At 68.4% G+C, this 17,750-nt stretch carries 18 protein-coding genes and 2 pseudogenes; 7 read left to right on the top strand and 13 right to left on the bottom strand.

The window, feature by feature from the left end:
* Nucleotides 1-254 precede the first annotated feature (254 nt).
* Nucleotides 255-1,202, top strand: coding sequence for an N-acetyl-gamma-glutamyl-phosphate reductase (argC, locus tag AC07UK_RS36460; protein WP_114131095.1), 948 nt, complete (start codon nucleotides 255-257; stop codon nucleotides 1,200-1,202).
* A gap of 70 nt (nucleotides 1,203-1,272) precedes the next feature.
* On the opposite strand, the gene AC07UK_RS36455 is transcribed toward argC, so the two are convergent.
* Entirely contained in the window at nucleotides 1,273-2,235 is a 963-nt protein-coding gene (locus AC07UK_RS36455) for a M48 family metallopeptidase (protein WP_479943899.1), read from the bottom strand.
* A 150-nt stretch (nucleotides 2,236-2,385) separates the two neighbouring features.
* On the opposite strand from AC07UK_RS36455, the gene AC07UK_RS36450 reads away from it, so the two are divergent.
* Complete coding sequence (locus AC07UK_RS36450; RefSeq protein ID WP_494688021.1) at nucleotides 2,386-3,645, top strand: muropeptide transporter; 1,260 nt, start codon at nucleotides 2,386-2,388, stop codon at nucleotides 3,643-3,645.
* Nucleotides 3,646-3,658: 13 nt separating this feature from the next.
* Here AC07UK_RS36450 and AC07UK_RS36445 read toward each other — a convergent pair whose 3' ends face one another.
* A complete protein-coding gene (locus AC07UK_RS36445; RefSeq protein ID WP_494688022.1) occupies nucleotides 3,659-4,507 on the bottom strand; it encodes an acyl-CoA thioesterase in 849 nt (282 codons plus the stop codon).
* 124 nt (nucleotides 4,508-4,631) lie between these two features.
* Nucleotides 4,632-5,519, bottom strand: coding sequence for a DMT family transporter (locus AC07UK_RS36440; protein ID WP_494688023.1), 888 nt, complete (start codon nucleotides 5,517-5,519; stop codon nucleotides 4,632-4,634).
* 110 nt (nucleotides 5,520-5,629) lie between these two features.
* On the opposite strand from AC07UK_RS36440, the gene AC07UK_RS36435 reads away from it, so the two are divergent.
* Entirely contained in the window at nucleotides 5,630-6,544 is a 915-nt protein-coding gene (locus tag AC07UK_RS36435) for a LysR family transcriptional regulator (RefSeq protein WP_013955296.1), read from the top strand.
* On the opposite strand, the gene metW is transcribed toward AC07UK_RS36435, so the two are convergent.
* From metW to argB, 5 genes are all read right to left on the bottom strand, one after another.
* On the bottom strand, nucleotides 6,545-7,156 hold the full coding sequence (metW, locus tag AC07UK_RS36430) for a methionine biosynthesis protein MetW (RefSeq protein ID WP_013955295.1): 612 nt from the start codon (nucleotides 7,154-7,156) through the stop codon (nucleotides 6,545-6,547).
* A complete protein-coding gene (gene metX / locus AC07UK_RS36425; RefSeq protein ID WP_494688024.1) occupies nucleotides 7,153-8,334 on the bottom strand; it encodes a homoserine O-succinyltransferase MetX in 1,182 nt (393 codons plus the stop codon). The genes metW and metX overlap by 4 nt, the downstream gene beginning before the upstream one ends.
* 274 nt (nucleotides 8,335-8,608) lie before the next feature.
* The gene (gene slmA, locus AC07UK_RS36420; protein ID WP_011614401.1) at nucleotides 8,609-9,280 is read right to left on the bottom strand and encodes a nucleoid occlusion factor SlmA; all 672 of its coding nucleotides are present in this window, start codon (nucleotides 9,278-9,280) and stop codon (nucleotides 8,609-8,611) included.
* Nucleotides 9,277-10,215 (bottom strand): pyrimidine 5'-nucleotidase, encoded by a 939-nt coding sequence (locus AC07UK_RS36415; protein ID WP_494688025.1) that lies wholly within the window; start codon nucleotides 10,213-10,215, stop codon nucleotides 9,277-9,279. Before AC07UK_RS36415 ends, slmA begins: the two co-directional genes overlap by 4 nt.
* Before the next feature lie 71 nt (nucleotides 10,216-10,286).
* Nucleotides 10,287-11,204, bottom strand: coding sequence for an acetylglutamate kinase (argB, locus tag AC07UK_RS36410; protein ID WP_010813296.1), 918 nt, complete (start codon nucleotides 11,202-11,204; stop codon nucleotides 10,287-10,289).
* Between the two features lie 344 nt (nucleotides 11,205-11,548).
* Between argB and AC07UK_RS36405 the strand changes: the two genes are divergently transcribed.
* Complete coding sequence (locus AC07UK_RS36405) at nucleotides 11,549-11,791, top strand: cysteine-rich CWC family protein (protein ID WP_153954908.1); 243 nt, start codon at nucleotides 11,549-11,551, stop codon at nucleotides 11,789-11,791.
* On the opposite strand, the gene AC07UK_RS36400 is transcribed toward AC07UK_RS36405, so the two are convergent.
* Nucleotides 11,764-12,294: a DMT family transporter gene (locus tag AC07UK_RS36400; protein ID WP_494688026.1), complete on the bottom strand. Its 531-nt coding sequence runs from the start codon at nucleotides 12,292-12,294 to the stop codon at nucleotides 11,764-11,766. The two genes, AC07UK_RS36405 and AC07UK_RS36400, sit on opposite strands and share 28 nt — an antisense overlap.
* A 93-nt stretch (nucleotides 12,295-12,387) precedes the next feature.
* Here AC07UK_RS36400 and AC07UK_RS36395 point away from each other — a divergent pair, with 93 nt between their 5' ends.
* Nucleotides 12,388-13,323, top strand: coding sequence for a LysR family transcriptional regulator (locus AC07UK_RS36395; protein ID WP_013955288.1), 936 nt, complete (start codon nucleotides 12,388-12,390; stop codon nucleotides 13,321-13,323).
* A 186-nt stretch (nucleotides 13,324-13,509) separates the two neighbouring features.
* Here the strand turns inward: AC07UK_RS36395 and AC07UK_RS36390 are convergent, their stop codons facing one another.
* On the bottom strand, nucleotides 13,510-13,998 hold the full coding sequence (locus AC07UK_RS36390; protein WP_436220633.1) for a copper chaperone PCu(A)C: 489 nt from the start codon (nucleotides 13,996-13,998) through the stop codon (nucleotides 13,510-13,512).
* Nucleotides 13,999-14,174: 176 nt separating this feature from the next.
* Between AC07UK_RS36390 and AC07UK_RS36385 the strand changes: the two genes are divergently transcribed.
* Both AC07UK_RS36385 and AC07UK_RS36380 read left to right on the top strand, forming a co-directional pair.
* Nucleotides 14,175-15,569, top strand: coding sequence for an ATP-binding protein (locus AC07UK_RS36385; RefSeq protein WP_494688027.1), 1,395 nt, complete (start codon nucleotides 14,175-14,177; stop codon nucleotides 15,567-15,569).
* Nucleotides 15,566-16,177, top strand: a complete 612-nt coding sequence (locus AC07UK_RS36380) for a response regulator transcription factor (protein WP_494688028.1) — start codon at nucleotides 15,566-15,568, stop codon at nucleotides 16,175-16,177. The genes AC07UK_RS36385 and AC07UK_RS36380 overlap by 4 nt, the downstream gene beginning before the upstream one ends.
* A 75-nt stretch (nucleotides 16,178-16,252) precedes the next feature.
* Here AC07UK_RS36380 and AC07UK_RS36375 read toward each other — a convergent pair whose 3' ends face one another.
* The 3 genes and pseudogenes from AC07UK_RS36375 to AC07UK_RS36365 form a co-directional block, all read right to left on the bottom strand.
* Nucleotides 16,253-16,546 (bottom strand): hypothetical protein, encoded by a 294-nt coding sequence (locus AC07UK_RS36375; RefSeq protein ID WP_436220631.1) that lies wholly within the window; start codon nucleotides 16,544-16,546, stop codon nucleotides 16,253-16,255.
* 393 nt (nucleotides 16,547-16,939) lie between these two features.
* Nucleotides 16,940-17,599, bottom strand: a pseudogene (locus tag AC07UK_RS36370) (group II intron maturase-specific domain-containing protein); the annotation flags it as partial.
* Nucleotides 17,559-17,750 (bottom strand): annotated as a pseudogene (locus tag AC07UK_RS36365) (recombinase family protein); the annotation flags it as partial. The pseudogenes AC07UK_RS36370 and AC07UK_RS36365, both read right to left, overlap by 41 nt.

The raw sequence follows: 17,750 nt of genomic DNA, 5'->3' as shown, positions 1-17,750 counted from the left end.
CAGCAAACGTCATTTCCATCTTGCCGCCCGCCAACAATGCCTTACGTCCCATAGCTTGTAATGTGCCGTCCCCTTTTCCATGCAAATTAACCTACTTGGTTATATCCTGCAAGCCCGGAACTGTGCCAGATCGCAACAGATCCCATCGGTACAAACCCCTGCGACCAGCCCCCATCCCCGCTACAATGCAGGTTCCCTATCGCATGCGGCAGGGGACGTTTCGCATTTCCCGCACCTCATTGAGTGAGTCAGCCATGGTTTTCAAAGTGTTCGTCGATGGTCAGGAAGGCACCACCGGTCTCCGGCTGCTTGACTATCTTTCCGGCCGTTCCGACGTGGAACTGCTGCGCATTGCCGATGACAAGCGCAAGGACCCGGCCGAACGAGCACGATTCCTGAATGCCGCTGACGTCGCCTTCCTGTGCCTGCCCGACGTGGCCTCGCGCGAGGCGGTGTCGCTGGTGACCAACCCGAACACCTGCGTGATCGACGCCAGCACGGCGTTCCGCACCACCGACAGCTGGGCCTACGGCTTGCCTGAACTGGCACGCGGCCAGCGCGAGAAGATCCGCGACAGCAAGCGCATTGCGGTGCCGGGCTGCCACGCCAGCGCCTTCGTGCTGGCAGTGCGTCCGCTGGTGGACGCCGGTGTGCTGCCGGCCGACTACCCGGTTTCGGCGTTCTCGCTGACCGGCTACAGCGGCGGCGGCAAGTCGATGATTGCCGAGTTCGAAGCCGGCGGTAACCCGAAGCTGGACAGCCCGCGCCCGTACGCGCTGGGCCTGGAACACAAGCACCTGCCAGAGATGCGCGTGCAGGCCGGCCTGGCGCAGGCGCCGGTCTTCAACCCGATCGTCGGCAACTTCCTGAAGGGCCTGGCGGTGACGGTGCCGGTGTTCACGGACCGGCTGGCGCGCAAGGTCAGCCCCGAGCAGATCGTCGAGATCTACCGCAAGCACTATGAAGGCGAGCAGTTCGTGCGCGTGATGCCGTACAACAGCGCCGACAACCTCGACGGCGGCTTCTTCGACGTGCAGGCCAACAACGACACCAACCGTGTCGACCTGTTCGTGTTCGGCAATGCCGAGCGCCTGAACCTGGTGGCCCGCCTGGACAACCTGGGCAAGGGCGCGGCCGGCGCGGCGGTGCAATGCATGAACGTGCATGTGGGCGCCGACGAGGCCACGGGGCTGCGCGCCTGACGCGGCAGCAGGCCCTGAATGAGGAAAAAGCCGGCATTGCCGGCTTTTTTCATTGGCGTCAGCGGACCGCTCAGCGTTGCAGCGGCTTCTGCCGGTCGTCGTCGCCGCTGTCCACCGGCGCGCCGCCCAGATCTGCCATATTGGCGCGGTATGGCGGCAGCCTGTCCACAGTGGTATTGCTCGCGCGCGCATAGAGCGGCAGCACCTCCGGCAGGTGCTTTTCCAGGTCGGCGATGCGGCTGCGCCCGGACGGATGCGTGGACAGGAACTCTGTGCCGGACTGGCTCACCTTGCCCATCTTCTGCCACAGCGACACTGCGGCGCGCGGGTCGTAGCCGGCGCGCGCGGCGATATCCATGCCGATCAGGTCCGCCTCGGACTCATCCGCGCGCGAGAAACGCAGCGTCAGCAGGTGGGCACCGGTGCCCAGCGCCATATTGCCAAGGTTGCCGAAGCCGAACAGCTGCGAGATCACGTTGGCGCCGAGGTTGGTGATCTCTGACTTGGCGGCGCGCTCGCGCGCATGCTCCTGCAGCGCGTGGGCGATCTCGTGGCCCATCGCCATGGCGATCTCGTCGTCGGTCAGCTTGAGCTGGTCGAGCAACCCGGTATAGAAGGCGATCTTGCCGCCCGGCATGCAGAACGCATTGACCTGCCTGGAGCCGATCAGGTTGATCTCCCACTGCCACTGCCGCGCGCGCTCGTTCCAGCGTGCGGTCTGGGGCAGCAGCCGCTTGCCGATCGTGCGCAGGCGCACCAGCTGCGGGTTGTCGGCGGCGGCCAGTGCATGCTTGGCGATGGCTTCCTGCTTGAGCTGCTCGTATTCCTGCGCGGCCTGCTGCTCGATGGCCTCGACCGGCACGATTTTGCGCACGGCCGAGCCGCTGCGGTCCAGCCGGATGCCGCCAGGCTCGCTGTCCTGCGCCTGGGCGGGCAGGCACCAGGCCATGGGCGCCGCCACCGCGGCCAGCGCCAGCGCGCGGACCAGCCGGTCACGGGTGGGACGCTGAACACCTTGCAGGCGGCGGAGCATTTGCGGTTCCTTGGACGCAGTGGAAGACCAGGCAGGCGGATCGGTGATCCGCGGCAACGATGCCGTGCCGCATGTGGCGGGCAGGCAAACAGGTGATGCAATAATACACGGCGCCCGCGCAGCCGCGCGGCGCTTCACGCCGGCCCGTTCATGACCTTCCAGACCTATCTCGATATCTTCCGCAACCGCCGCATCGGCGCCATGCTGGCGCTGGGCTTCGCCTCCGGGCTGCCGCTGGCGCTGACCTCCGGCACCTTGCAGGCATGGATGACGGTCGAGGGGCTGGACATCAAGACCATCGGCTTCTTCTCGCTGGTGGGCCAGGCCTATATCTTCAAGTTCCTGTGGGCGCCGCTGATGGACCGCTACACGCCGCCGCTGCTGGGGCGCCGGCGCGGCTGGCTGCTGGTGACGCAGCTGGGGCTGGTGCTGGGCATCGCCGGCATGGCCTTCTGCCCGCCGCGCGAGGCGCTGTGGATGCTGGCGGCACTGGCCACGCTGGTAGCCTTCCTGTCGGCGTCGCAGGACATCGTCTTCGACGCCTACAGCACCGACGTGCTGCGCCCGCCCGAGCGCGGCGCCGGCGCCGCGGTGAAGGTGCTGGGCTACCGGCTGGCGATGCTGGTCTCGGGCGGCCTGGCCTTGTGGCTGGCCGACCGCGTGCTGGGCTGGCAGCAGACCTACCTGCTGATGGCGGCACTGATGGGCGTGGGCATCGTCACGCTGCTGTGGGCGCCGGAACCGGACGTGCCCGCGCGCGCGCCGCGCTCGCTGGAAGAGGCGGTGGTAGGGCCGCTGCGCGACTTCTTTGGCCGCCAGGGCGCGTGGTGGCTGCTGCTGCTGATCGTGCTGTACAAGCTCGGCGACGCCTTTGCCGGCAGCCTGTCGACCACCTTCCTGATCCGCGGCGTGGGCTTCTCGGCGGGCGAGGTGGGCATCGTCAACAAGACCCTGGGGCTGGCTGCCACCATCATCGGCGCGCTGTTCGGCGGCACCCTGATGGTGCGCCTGGGGCTGTACCGCTCGCTGATGCTGTTCGGCGTGCTGCAGGCGGTGTCGAACCTGGGCTACTGGATCCTGGCGGTGACGCCGCCGCACCTGTGGAGCATGGGGACGGCCATTGCGATCGAGAACCTGTGCGGGGGCATGGGCACGGCGGCCTTCGTGGCGTTGCTGATGACGCTCTGCAACCGCTCGTTCTCGGCCACGCAGTACGCGCTGCTGTCGGCGCTGGCGTCGGTGGGCCGGGTCTATGTGGGGCCGTCCTCGGGCTATATGGTCGAGGCCTGGGGCTGGGCGCCGTTCTACCTGGGCACCGTGGTGGTGGCGCTGCCCGGCGTGATGCTGCTCTGGGCCATGCGCCACACCGTGCATCGCTACGAGGCCCAGGCGCGCGAAGCGATCGCCTGAGCCCGCGTTTACCTCACTCCTTGTAGTAGACGATCTGGTGCGAGCTGACGATCAGCTCGCCGCCGGCGCTCCATAGCTGCGCGCGCTGGTCGAAGAAGCCCTGCCTGAACACCTGCGCCTGCGCGCTGGCCAGCACGTGGCTGTCGCCCAGCGCGGCCAGCGTGTCGGCATCGGCATGGAAATAGGTGGTCATCGACACCGTGCCGGCCGGCACGAAGCCCGCGCGCTTGAGGAAGATGCGCGGGTAGAAGCTGTCGGCCCAGGCCGCCACCGCGGCAAAGTCCGGCGTGCGCGCCGGCGCGTCGCGCAGCCAGAACTGCGTCAGGCTGTCCGGATGCTCGGTGCCGGGCTCCGTGGCCGGCTTGGCGCCGCGCACCGGGCGCATGTCATAGGACTTGAGCCAGCGCACCGGCGCAAACCCGGTCATGGCCGGGAGGGTGTCGGCCGCTGGCACCTCCGGCATCGGCGCCTCGGCGCAGGCCCAGGTCTCGCGGCGCACCGCAAACATGGCGGTGGCGGTGGTGGCCACGGCATCGCCCTGGCGCAGCTCAAGCGTCCAGTGCTGGGTCGAGCGGTTGGTGCGCACCGGGCGCGCCTCGATCTCGAACGGGCCCTCGGCGATCGGCCCGGCAAAGTTGACCGTCAGCGAGACCGGGTCGCCCAGGCGCTGCGGATGGTCCAGCGCCGCCCGCAGCAGCGTGGCGGCGGTGATGCCGCCGAACGGGCCGATCATGTTCCAGTACTCGGGCGTGGTGCGGCCCAGGAAGCGGTGCTCGCCGGCCGGCTCCAGCGCCAGCGCGTCGTCAAAGGGATGGAGCGGGCTGGCGGCGGTGGCCGCCTGGGTCTGGGGCGCAGTGGACATGGCTGGTGTGGGTTGGTGACTCGCAGGGAATAGCACGATCGTTCGATCCTCTGCCTACACTAACCGTAGTCAGCGTTCGGGTCAAGACGGCAGTCCTCCAGCCGCTGGCACCGTGGCGCCCGCATCAGCCTTGCGCCCGCCGCCGCAGCGGCAGGCTCCAGCCCAGCTGGTTGGCGACCACGCCCAGCAGCACCAGCGCCATGCCGGCGATCTGCAGCGGCCCCAGCACCACGCCGAACACCATCACGTCGATCACGATCGCCACCAGCGGATAGATGAAGGACAGCGTGGCGATCGACACCACGGTAAGGCGCTGGAAGGCGCCATACAGTAGCGTGTACATCACGCCCGTATGCACCAGCCCCAGCGGCAGCAGCGCGGCCCAGGTGCCGGTGCCATAGCTGCCCGCAGCAGGATGCGCCAGTGGTGCCAGCATCAACACGCCCAGCACCATCTGCAGCCCGGCAATCTGGCCTGGCGGGATGGCCTGCAGCCGGCGCGTGGCCAGGGTCGTCACCGCATACAGCAGTGCGGCCAGCAGGCCCAGGCCGATGCCGGCCAGCATCGCCGTGCCAGTGGCGCCATGCTCCAGCCCGGTGATCAGCATCACCCCGGCAAAGGCCAGCACCAGCCATGGCAGCCGCGCGAACGGGAACGGCTCGCGCTGGATCACCGAGGTTAGCAGCAGCAGGAAGAACGGCTGGGTGTGGTAGACCACCGTGGCAATGGCGATGCCGCTGTACGCATACGCCGAGAACAGCGCCAGCCAGTTGAGCACCAGCGTGACGCCGCCCAGCGCCAGCCAGCCAAGCTGTGCGCGGCTCATCCGCACCCAGCCGCGCTGCAGCGTCAGCACGCCCAGCAGCGCCGCGCCGCCGAACAGGCAGCGGAAGAAGACCACATCGAGCGGCGGTTGGCCGCTGGTGACCACGAACCAGCCGATGGTGCCAGACAGCAGCATGGCCGCGACCATGCGCCAGGCGCCGCCTGGCAAGGGTTGTTGCGAGGGCATGACGGACTCCGGTCAGACAATGTCCGCATTGTTCCATCATGCAATCTGCTCAACAATCCCGTCATCGATCAATTAATATTTGATCTGAAGTCAAAGGATGGGGACACACAATGCCGGATATGCCACTTAATGCGATGGCCGTGTTTGCTCGCGTGGTCGAGTGCGGCAGCTTCTCGGCCGCCGCGCTCGACCTGGGCATGACCCCATCGGCGGTCAGCCGGCACGTCTCCCGCCTGGAAGCCACGCTCGGTGCCAGCCTGCTGCAGCGGACCACGCGCGCCTTTGCGCTGACTGAGCTGGGCCAGTCGGTCTACGCCGCCTGCGCCCGCATGACCGCCGCCGCGCGCGAGGTCACCGCGCTCGCCGGCGAGCACGGCGGCACGCCGCACGGCGTGCTGCGCGTGAGCGCGCCGGTCTCGTTCGGGCAGGCCTGGCTGGCGCCGCGGCTGCCGGCGCTGCTGGCCAAATACCCGGGGCTGGACCTGCAGCTGACGCTGGCCGACCGCATGGTCGACCTGGTCGAGGAAGGGATGGACGTGGCCGTACGCATCGCGCGCGAACTGGCGCCCGGGCTGGCCGCACGCCCGCTGCGCGAGGTGCGCTACCGGCTGGTGGCCTCGCCCGGCTACCTGGCCCGCCACGGCACGCCGGCCACGCCCGCCGACCTGCCCGCCGCACGCTGCCTGTACCTGGGCTACGGCAACTTCGGCGAGCGCTGGACCATGCGCCACCACGCCGGCGGCGAGAAAGTGGAGGTGCGCATCCCGCCGCGCCTGACGCTGAACAACAGCCTGGCGATCATGAGCATGGTGGAACGCGATGCCGGCATCGGGCTGGTGCCGGACTTCTCATTGGGCGATGCCCTGGACCAGGGCCGGGTCGTCACCGTGCTGGCCGACTGGGACATCCTCGAGCCCTATATCGGCACGGCCTACGCGGTCTACACGCCCACGCGGCATGTACCGCCCAAGGTGCGCGCCTTTGTCGATCACCTGGCAGCCACGGCCGCCGACGCGCCAGCCTGATCAGGCCGCGCAAACCCGGTACACCGCCAGGCTGCCGCGCCAGTTGCCGCCCCAGTTGACGGTCACGCCCTCGTGCATCACCACGCGGTCGATCACGCGCAGGCCGACCTTGGGCGCCAGCGCCTCGAAGTCGCTGATGGTCAGCACACGCACGTTGGGCGTGTTGTACCACTGGTAGGGCAACGATTCCGACACCGGCATGCGCCCGCGGAACACCGACAGCCGGTGCGGCCAGTAGCCGAAGTTCGGGAACGACACGATGCACTCGCGCCCCACCCGCAGCGTGTCGCGCAGCACCTGCGCGGTGTTGTGGATGGTCTGCAGCGTCTGCGACAGGATCACCGTGTCGAAGCTCTTGTCCTCGAACAGCGCCAGGCCGCCTTCCAGGTTCTGCTGGATGACATGCACGCCCTTCTGCGCGCACGCCAGCACGCCTTCGTCGCGGATCTCGATGCCGTAGGCCTGCACGTCGAGCTCGTCCTGCAGCACGCGCAGCAGGCTGCCATCGCCGCAGCCCAGATCGAGCACGGTGGAGTTGGGTTCGATCCAGCGCGCGATCGCGCGGAAGTCGGGGCGCAGCGCCAGGATATTGGGATTGGCCAGGGCGTTCATGCGCCGATCTCCTCTGCGATGCGGTCGTAGTAGGCGCGCATCAGGTTGTGATAGCGCGGGTCGTCGAGCAGGAAGGCATCGTGGCCGTGCGGCGCGTCGATCTCGGCGTACGAGACCGGGCGCTTGTTGTCCAGCAGCGCCTTGACCAGCTCGCGGCTGCGGCTGGGCGCAAAGCGCCAGTCGGTGCCGAAGCTCGCCACCAGGAAGCTGGCCTGGGTCTGCGCCATCGCGCGCGTCAGGTCGCCGCCGAAGGCCAGCGCCGGGTCGAAGTAGTCGAGCGCGCGCGTGATCAGCAGGTAGGTGTTGGCGTCGAAGTACTCGGCGAACTTGTCGCCCTGGTAGCGCAGATAGCTCTCCACCTGGAACTCGACATCGAAAGAGAAGCGGATGTCGTCGGTCTTCAGCTCGCGGCCGAATTTCTCGGCCATGTCCTCGTCCGACAGGTAGGTGATATGGCCGATCATGCGCGCCACGCGCAGGCCACGCTTGGGCTTGACGCCATGCGCGTAGTAGTTGCCGCCGTGGAAATCGGGATCGGACAGGATCGCGCTGCGCGCGACCTCGTTGAAGGCGATGTTCTGCGCCGACAGCTTGGGCGTGGACGCGACCACGATGCAGTGGCGCAGCCGGTCCGGGTACATCAGGCTCCAGGCCACCGCCTGCATGCCGCCGAGGCTCCCGCCCATCACCGCTGCGAACTGCGTGATGCCGAACGCGTCGGCCACGCGCGCCTGCGCATTGACCCAGTCTTCCACCGTCACCACCGGGAACGCCGCGCCGTAGGGCGCGCCGGTAGCCGGGTTCAGGCTCATCGGCCCGGTCGAGCCGAAGCACGAACCCAGGTTGTTGACGCCGATGACGAAGAAGCGATTGGTATCGAGCGGCTTGCCGGGCCCGACCATGTTGTCCCACCAGCCCACGTCGCGCGGGTCTTCGGCATAGACGCCGGCCACATGGTGCGAGGCATTGAGCGCATGGCACACCAGCACCGCGTTGGAGCGGGCCGCATTGAGCGTGCCGTAGGTCTCGACCATCAGGTCGTAGCCGGCAATGGACGAGCCGTTGCGCAGCTTCAGCGGCTCGGCAAAGTGCATGCGCTGCGGCGCAACCACGCCGACCGAATCGGGCGGCAGGTCGAACGCGGCAGGCGCGGCGGTCGGCAGGGCGACATCAGTCATGGAATCCGGCCCGTGGCGAACGGGCATAAAAAAACCCGACCGGCATTTGCGTATGAAGCGTCGCAGCCAAGTCGGGATTCACTGGAGTCCTTGCGGGATTCCGCGTGCCGGCGCCATCCACTACCGTGGTGGCATGGGGCGCCGACCCAACCTCTTTAGCCGCATTTATAGTGGCAACCCGGAACTTGGTCCCTTGGCTGCCGCGCGCCCGCAAGCCAGTCATCAAATCGGCGCGACCGGGCAATTATAGAGCAATCGGCCCGGCGTGTTGTTTTCAACCCAGCAAGACCCGCAGGTGCGCCTCGGCATGGTCCGACGGCGACTTGCGGAAGCCGCTCTTGGCATAGCGGTGCCACTGGCCCTGCACCGCCGCCATGATCAGCGCCGCGCGCGCCGGGATGTCGGCATCCGCCGGGAACGCGGCCTGCGTCACCGCCATCTTCAGGCACTGGCGCAGCGAGGCCTCGATGCGGTCCACCACCTGGTTGATGCGCTCTTGCAGGCGTTCGTGCTCACCCACCAGTGCCTCGCCGGTCAGCACGCGCGTCATGCCCGGGTTCTTCTCGGCAAACGACAGCAGCATGCGCACGATGGCGTGCGCCTGGCGCAGGCCGTGCTCTTCCTTGTCGGTGATCTGGTTGATCAGGCCAAACACGGTCTGCTCGATAAAGCCGATCAGGCCCTCGTACATCTGCGCCTTGCTGGCGAAATGGCGGTACAGCGCCGCCTCGGACACGCTCAGGCGCGCAGCCAGCGCGGCCGTTGTGATCTTCTCCCCGCGCGGGTGCTCCAGCATGGTGGCCAGCGTCTGCAGGATCTGCACGCGGCGCTCGCCCGGGCGCGGGCGCTTGCGCGCCGGCGTGGCTGGCGGCTGGCCCCCGTCCTGCGCATCCTGCGCACTGCCTGAAATGACCGCCTCCGGCTCGCGCCCGTTGCTTTGCGTCATGACCCGATTCTCCGCATTCGTCGTTGGAGTTGATGCATCGATTGTACTTTTATGTCCACATAGGCCGGCCGGTTCGGCACGCGGGCGCGCACGCGCCGCACGTTGTCGGGCTGCGCCTGCGGTGCCTGGGTCTCCGCGGCCACCAGCGTCACCGACTGCTCCTGCGCGGCGTGGCCGACATGGCGCCGGTCCTCTGCCTCCAGCGTCGAGCGTACCGCGGCATCGCGCCGGCTGCCGTCGTCGCGCACCGCGGGCACCTCATGCGGGCGCGATGGCGCGACCGTGCGCAGGTAGCCCGTCACCCAGGCGGTGCGGATGCCGGTGCCGGCATAGCGCTTGAGGTGCGACACGGTGTCTTCCACCAGCACCGCACGATGCGGGGCAATCCCGGTCTGCACCAGCAGCCGGCGCAGCATGCGGCGGTCCGGCTTGGGCCGCAGGTGGCCATGCACCCACATCTGCTCGATTGCCACCACGCGCTCGAAGCAATGCCGTATGCCCGCTATCTCCAGCACCGCCCGCGCATAGTCCTGCGGCGCGTTGGTCACCAGGATCTTGCGCCCCGGCAGGCGCCGCAGGTGCGCGGCCAGCCCGCGCCGCACCCGCACCATGTCGGCCAGCGCCGGGAATTCATGTGCGGCGCGCAGGAAGTCAGCCGGGTCCACGCCATGGTGCCGGATCATGCCGAGCAGCGTGGCGCCGTAGCGCTGCCAGTAGTCCACGCGCACGCGGCTGGCGGTGGCCTCGTCGCAGCCGAGCACGCGCGCCACGTAGTCGGTCATCAGCCGGTTGATGGCCGGGAAGATCGCGTGCGAGGCGTCGTGCAGGGTGTTGTCGAGATCGAACAGCCAGACCGTATCGCCCGAGGTATTGCCCGCGGGGCGGCGGCAGAGGCGAGCGCGGACACGGCGCGGAGAAGGAAGACTGGAAGGCACGCCGGGCAACTCGGAGGGTGATGGGATGGCCGGGGCGGCCGGCCGCTGCCGGCACCGCCCCGAGGCTCCGCTCAGTGCGAGCGGATCATGGTGCCGAAGGCCTGCTCGGTCAGGATTTCCAGCAGCAGCGAATGCTCGATGCGGCCGTCGATGATGTGCACCGAATGCACGCCGCTCTTGGCTGCATCCAGCGCCGACGAGATCTTCGGCAGCATGCCGCCCGAGATGGTGCCGTCGGCGAACAGCTCTTCAATCTCGCGTGCGGACAGGTCGGTCAGCAGGTTGCCCTTCTTGTCCATCACACCCGGGATGTTGGTCATCATCACCAGCTTCTCGGCCTTCAGGATCTCGGCCATCTTGCCGGCAACCACGTCGGCATTGATGTTGTAGGCCTGGCCGTCGTCGGAGAAGCCGATCGGCGATATCACCGGGATGAAGGCGTCGTCCTGCAGCGCCTTGACCACCGCGGGGTTGATCGCCTCGATGTCGCCCACATAGCCGATATCGATGAAGGCGCCCGGGTTCTCGCGGTCCGGCATCTGCAGGCGCTTGGCGCGGATCAGGCCGCCGTCCTTGCCGGTCAGGCCCACGGCCTGGCCGCCGTACTGGTTGATCAGCATCACGATGTCCTGCTGGACTTCACCGCCCAGCACCCACTCGACCACTTCCATGGTCTCTTCGTCGGTGACGCGCATGCCCTGCACAAAGGTGCCGACCTTGCCGACCTTCTTCAGCGCCTCATCGATCTGCGGGCCGCCGCCGTGCACCACCACCGGGTTCATGCCGACCAGCTTGAGCAGGATCACGTCGCGCGCGAAGCCGTGCTTGAGCTTCTCTTCGGTCATGGCATTGCCGCCGTACTTGACCACGATGGTCTTGCCGTGGAACTTGCGGATATACGGCAGGGCCTCGGCGAGGATCTCGGCTTTCAGCGCGGGAGCAATGGCGGCCACCGTGGTTGCGGCAGGCCCGGGGTTGTCGGCGTTCATGGGGGACATCCGTGAGAATCAACAGGTATGATGGCTAATCGGCCACGTAGCCAGGGATAACCAACGGGGATCGCCCGAAAGTGCGCCATCCGGCCATGGCAGGCGCCGATTTTACAAGAAACCGCGCGGGGCGCGAGTCAACCGGCCGAACGTGGTCCCGCGAACTGCCTGCAAGCGCCCCACGGCGCACCAACGCGTTCCGTCCGCGCAACAACGTGCCGCCACCTCAGCCGTTTGGCTTGCGCCGCGGCTCAGCGTTCCCCAGCCTTGACCATCATGCCCGCCGCCAGCCGCCTCTTGCCAGCCCGGATCCCCAGCTTCCCGCCAGCGCCGGAAGGCCAGCCATGAGCGACGCCTCGGCCGTGCTGACCGGCCAGCTGCGCCCGGTCGAACATTGCAGCCACTGCGGCGCGGGCTTTGTCTGCGGCTACGTGGCGGGGCTGCCCGAGTGCTGGTGCGCCAGCCAGCCGCTGCTGCCCGCGCGGCGCATCGTGCCGGGCCAGCATTGCCTGTGTCCGGCCTGCCTGGCGGAGCGCCGGCAAGCCGCTCAGGAGCCCGCTCAGGAACCCGATTCTGCCGCCGGCTGAGACGCGGGCCCGGATGCCGTCGCGCTGCCCCACTGCATCACCAGCATCCCCGCCACGATCAGCGCCGCGCCCGCCAGCCGCGTCGGCGTCAGCGCGCGCTCCGCAAAGCCGGCCAGCCCGAACTGGTCCACCAGCAGCGCGGCCAGCACCTGGCCCGCCACCACCGCGGCGATAAAGCCGGCGGCGCCCAGCCTTGGCGCCATCATCAGCGCGGCCGAGATATAGAACACCCCCAGCACCCCGCCGATCCAGAGCCAGCCCGGCGCGCGCGCCAGTGCCGACGGCACCGGCAGCGGCACGCGCATCAGCCACAGCACGGGCAGCAGCGCCGCCAGGCTGACCAGCAGCGACACCAGCGTGGCCGACAGCGGATGCCCGAGCGTGCGCCCGAGGGTGGCATTGGCGCCTGCCTGGAAAGGGATCGCCGCGCCGGCCAGCACGGCCGTACCAAGCGGCAGCCAGAGTGAAACCGGGAGGGAAAACGGCAACTGGGTGCCTGACATGAAGCGCTCCATAGGGCAAGATGCGATGCCAGCAGTTTGAAATATCGCAATGCGAATTTCCAATTCTGCTTTCGTACGTTTAATATTCGCCGAATGAATAGCCTACGCGGAATCGACCTCAACCTGCTGGTGGTGCTCGAAGCACTGCTGGCCGAGCGCCATATCTCCCGCGCCGCGCTGCGGCTGCACCTGAGCCAGCCGGCGGTCAGCCACGCGCTCGGGCGGCTGCGGCAGCTGCTCGACGATCCCATCCTGGTGCGCGGCAAGGGCGGCCTGGTGCTGAGCGCGCGCGCCCATGAGCTGTCCGGCCCGCTCGCCGAGGCGCTGGCGCAGGTGCGCATCCTGCTGGGGCCCAGCGGCTTCCAGCCGGCCACCGCGCGGCGCAGCTTCCGGCTGGCCATGTCCGACTACGGCGCGCTGGTGGTGTTGCCGCGGCTGCTGCGCGCGGTGCGCAAGGCCGCGCCCAATATCGACCTGGTGGTGTCGCAGGCCAGCCGCGAAGGCATGACCGCCCAGGTGGCCGATGGCGAGATCGACATGGCGCTGGGCGTGTTCACCCACCAGCCGGAAGGCGTGAAATCCGCGGAGCTGTTCTGCGAGAGCTATGCCTGCGCGGTGGATGCCGCCACCGTGCGCGATACCGGCCGGCTCGACCAGGTGGCCTACCTGGCGCGCTCGCACGTGCTGGTGGCCACCCACAGCGAACGCATGGACGCGATCGACACCGCGGTGGCCAAGCTGGGGGGACGGCGCAAGATCGCCTGCGTGGTGCCGCACTGGAGCGTGGCGCCGGCGCTGATCGCCGGGACCAACCTGGTGCTGACCACGGCGCGGCGCAGCCTGGCCGCGCTGGAGGAAGACCCGCGCTACGCCGTGTTCGCGCCGCCGTTTGCGCTGGACGACTTCACCTTCAGCATGATCTGGCACGAGCGCACCGAAGCCGATCCCGCCCACACCTGGCTGCGCGAGCGCGTGCTGGCCGCGGCGGCCAGTCAGGAATCGGAAGAGCCGATCAGCTTGCGCGGCTGACGGCGCACCCCCGGCTTGGCTGGCGCCGGGGGCTGGGCCTCACGGCGCTGCGCGGGAACAGCAGGCGGCCTGGCGGGGCGCGTGTCCCCGCGAAAGACCAGCTTCTGACGGGTGCCGTGCTGCTTGTTGGCCATGATGGGTGGATGGCTGGATGGCTGGATGGACGGGGCCGGGCCCGTCAGGCGCTCAGTGCTTGTGTTCGCCGTGGCCGCCGCTCGCGCTGGCGGCAGCGGGCACCATGTCGCGCACTTCGGCCGTGACCTTTTGCTCGATCACCTTGCCGCCCTGCTCGATCTTCAGCGTGATGGGCACAGTGTCGCCCTTCTTGAGCTGCGACTTCAGGCCCATCAGCATCACGTGGTAACCGCCCGGCTTCAGTTCGACGTCCTGCATCCTGGGCAGGTCCAGCGACTTGACCTGGCGCATGCGCATCACGTTGCCTTCCATCTTCATCTCGTGCAGCTCGGCCACGGCCACCGGCGACGATACGCCGACCAGCTTCGCGTCGTCGTGCGCATGCAGCACCATGAAGGCGCCGGAGGCAGTCTGGGTCGGCACCGTGCCGCGCACCCAGGCGTTGCTGACATCGACCTGGGCCAGCGCGGCGCCGGACGCCAGCACGGCTGCGAGTGCGACCGATGCGGCCAGCGTGGCCGGGCGGAATTTGGCTTGCATGAAAGGCTCTCCTGAAAGCAGACATTAGACCATGGCGATGCCCGCCCGTGCATGCCCCAGGCAACCCCGCCGGGCGGCGCACAGCCGGCTAGTCTGGCACCCCGCCCGGCGCGGCGCCAATGCGGCAAGGTGTCGCACGCACCGGTGCCCCGCGGCCGCATTGATACACTCGCGCCATGACCACCGCCGCAGCCGTGACCCGCTTGCCCGACCTCCCCTTCCTGTCGCCACTGCCGGCGGGCACCTCCGCCCGCCATGGCCAGGTGACGCTGCGCCGGCTGTTCTGGCTGCGCTGGGCACTGCTGGCGGGACAGGCGCTGACGGTGCTGAGCTGCGAGCCCATCGCCGGCATCCGCCTGCCCTACGGGCCGCTGCTGGTGGTGTTCGGCCTGCAGGCGCTGTTCAACCTGCTGACCGGCCTGCGCCTGCGCCAGCACACGCGGCGCAACAGCGCCCCCGGCGAGGCCGAGCTGATGGGCCAGCTGCTGGTGGACCTAACCGCGCTGTCGGCCATCCTGTTCTACACCGGCGGCGCGACCAACCCCTTTGTCTCGTTCTACCTGCCGGGGCTGGCCATTGCCGCCGCCATCCTGCCGTGGCGCCAGGTGATCGCGCTGGCGCTGTACGCGCTCGTCTGCTACACGCTGCTGCTGTTCGAATATGTGCCGCTGGACCTGCACAACCCGGACAACGCGGTGAACTACCACCTGGCCGGCATGTGGCTGAACTTCGTCGCCAGCGCGGTGATGATCGCGCTGTTCGTGGCGCGCCTGTCTGGCGTGCTGCGCCAGCGCGAGGCGCAGCTGAACCTGGCGCGCGAGCAGCTGCTGCGCGAGGCGCGCGTGGAAGACCTGAACGGCCAGGCCGCCGCGGTCGCGCATGAGATCGGCACGCCGCTGGCCACGCTGGCGGTCATCGCCGGCGAGCTGCGTGCCGATGCCTCCGACGCGGGCCGCGGCACCTCCGCAATCAACGGTTACCTGCCCGACCTGCGGACCATGGAACAGCAGCTGGCGCTGTGCCGCACCACGCTCGCGCGCCTGCGCGAAGACCCGGCCACGCTCGCGCCGCAGCGCATCGACGGCTGGCTGCCGGCCTTTGCCGAGCGCTGGCAACTGCGCCACCCCAACGCCAGCCTGCAGGCCAGTGCCACGCCGGGCGCCGGCGCGCAGGCGGTGGAAACCGCGCGCGTGGGCCAGATCCTGACCATCCTGCTGGACAACGCCGCGCGCAGCCAGCAAGCCGCGAGCCGCAGCCAGGAGCCGCTGCAGCTGCAGATCGCCATGGCGCCCGGCAATACCGCGCCGTGGCTGTCGTTCCGCATCGCCGACCACGGCGACGGCATTCCCGAGATGCTGCGCGGCCAACTGGGCGAAACCCCGGTGGCCAGCCAGCATGGCGGCCAGGGCATCGGCCTGTACCTGGCGCAAAGCGCCGCCCGGCAGATGGGCGGTGAGCTGGCCTGGCATGACCGCGCCGGCGGCGGCACCGTTGCCGAGCTGCGCCTGCCCGCGCTGTCCACCCTTCCCGCATCCGCCGCCACCGCCGCCACGGCACCACGAATCCCATGACCGACACCCTCACCCCGGTACCCGAAGCCACCGCACCGGCTGGCACGCCCTTCCTGGTCATCGACGACGACGAAGTCTTTGCCGGCACCCTGGCACGCGCGCTCACGCGACGCGGCTATGCCGTGCAGGTGGCGCACGACGGCCGCACCGCACTGGCGCTCGCATCACGCATCGAGTTTGCCTATGTCACGCTGGACCTGCACCTGGAGCCGCCGCCGGATGCCGGCAACACCGTGCCCGCCGAATCGGGCCTGCAGCTGGTGTCGCCGCTGCGCCAGGCATTGCCGGACGCACGCATCCTGATCCTGACCGGCTACGCCAGCATCGCCACCGCGGTGGCGGCGGTCAAGCAAGGCGCGGACGAATACCTGGCCAAGCCGGCCAATGTCGATTCGATCCTGACCGCGCTGATGGCGGGCGTGTCTGAAGAGGCGGCGCAGGCCGCGCTGGAAGAACCGGTGCCGCTGTCGGTGGCGCGGCTGGAATGGGAGCATATCCAGCGCGTGCTGGCCGAGCATGACGGCAATATCTCCGCCACGGCACGGGCGCTGAACATGCACCGGCGCACTTTGCAGCGCAAGCTGGGCAAGCGGCCGGTGTCGCGGTAATTGTCGCGGCTATAAGCGAAAAGGCCGCGCCTGTGCGCGGCCTTTCACATGCCCCGGGGACAAGCGCCATCCGGGTTACAGGCGCAGCTGGACATAGTCCCAGTCCAGGCCCTCGGCGCTGTCCTGTGGCGTGCTGCCTTGTGCGATGCGCATGGCATCGCCGGCATGGCGGTCCGCCAGCGTGAACAGCGCGCCCGAGTCCAGCGCCAGCGCCGCCGCCGCGGCAGCGGCCGCACCGACCGTGCCCGATTGCGCGGCTTCGGCAGCCGGAATGGCCGGACGCACACACAGGAACGCGGTCGCAGCCGCCAGTGCGGCCAGCAGTCCGCCCGTGGCGAGCACTACCCGCCGGGTCTTGTAGTTGACCATCTGATTTCTCCTGCCAGTGAGTTGATGGGGATGCGGTGGCTCCCGCACCGGTCAATCGACCGTCAAGGTACGCAAGGGTCGCATCGGCCGGCAGGGGTGCGCCAGCGGGCTTACCAATGCTTACGATGGTTACCGGGGTGTGGCAGGTGGAAACGCATGGACATGAAATACGTCCCGTACGGGTGATGTCGCGCTTGGCAGGCGTGGGCTGTTTCGCCGGCGTAGCCGGCGAAACAGCCACGCCCGTCAAGGACGACAACCAACCGCATGGCCACAAGCCAAAAATCACAAGCCCCGAATACCCAATCGGCATAGGGGGCAGCCGTCACTGGCTGCGCCCCTGCCACACCACCCGGCATGCGGGTCCGCACCGGGCGGTTCGAGAGGTTGAGGTTAAGTGAGACGGGGCATGCCCAGTCGATCGAAGTAGGCAATGGTCAGCACCCGTTGCAGCGCACCATTACTGTTGCGCCACCAGCGACGGCTATTCGCCGCCACCCGTTTGGCAGTCTCAGGATCCGCGTCCAGGGCCCGCAGTGCCCGGTAGATAGTAGAGCCACGTCGCCACTGCTTGAGCTGTATCGCCCGCAGCCGATGACGTATCCATTGGTCCAACTCTCGCCAGATCTTGGGCGTTTGCGCCAACCGGAAGTAGGCCTTCCAGCCCAGAACGTAGGGCCGCAGCCGATCCACCACTGTCTGCAGACTGCGCCCGCCTGAGCGGCGGGTCAGTTTGCGGATGCGTTGCTTGAACGTCAGCAGCGGCTTGACTGCCACTTTGCGCTTGACCACACCCCCTGCGGCCACCCAGAAGCTGTAGCCGAGGAACTTGCGGCCAAGCGCGCTCGCCACCGCGCTCTTTGCCTCGTTGACCTTCAGGCGCAGATCGCCATACAGCCGCCGCAATAGCGCCATCACACGCTCGCCCGCCCGCCGACTGCGCACATACACGTTCGCATCATCGGCGTAGCGCACGAAGCAATGACCGCGACGCTCCAACGCCTTGTCCACCTCATCGAGCAGTGCGTTGGCCAGCAGCGGCGAGAGTACGCCGCTTACAACGTTGCATACTTTTCACTCCGTCGTCTGAATCATTCGAATTTTCGCTCTCAAAAGCCCCAGGCTGGGGGTCAATCCTGAACACAACGACGATTTCATCCTTGTGGATTTCGACGCGCTTGACCAGACCCAATACGATCCTGCG

The organism is Cupriavidus sp. GW821-FHT07C08, from assembly GCF_059419025.1.
The sequence above is the reverse complement of the archived record's forward strand: the minus strand, read 5'-3'. Positions and strand labels throughout refer to the sequence as shown.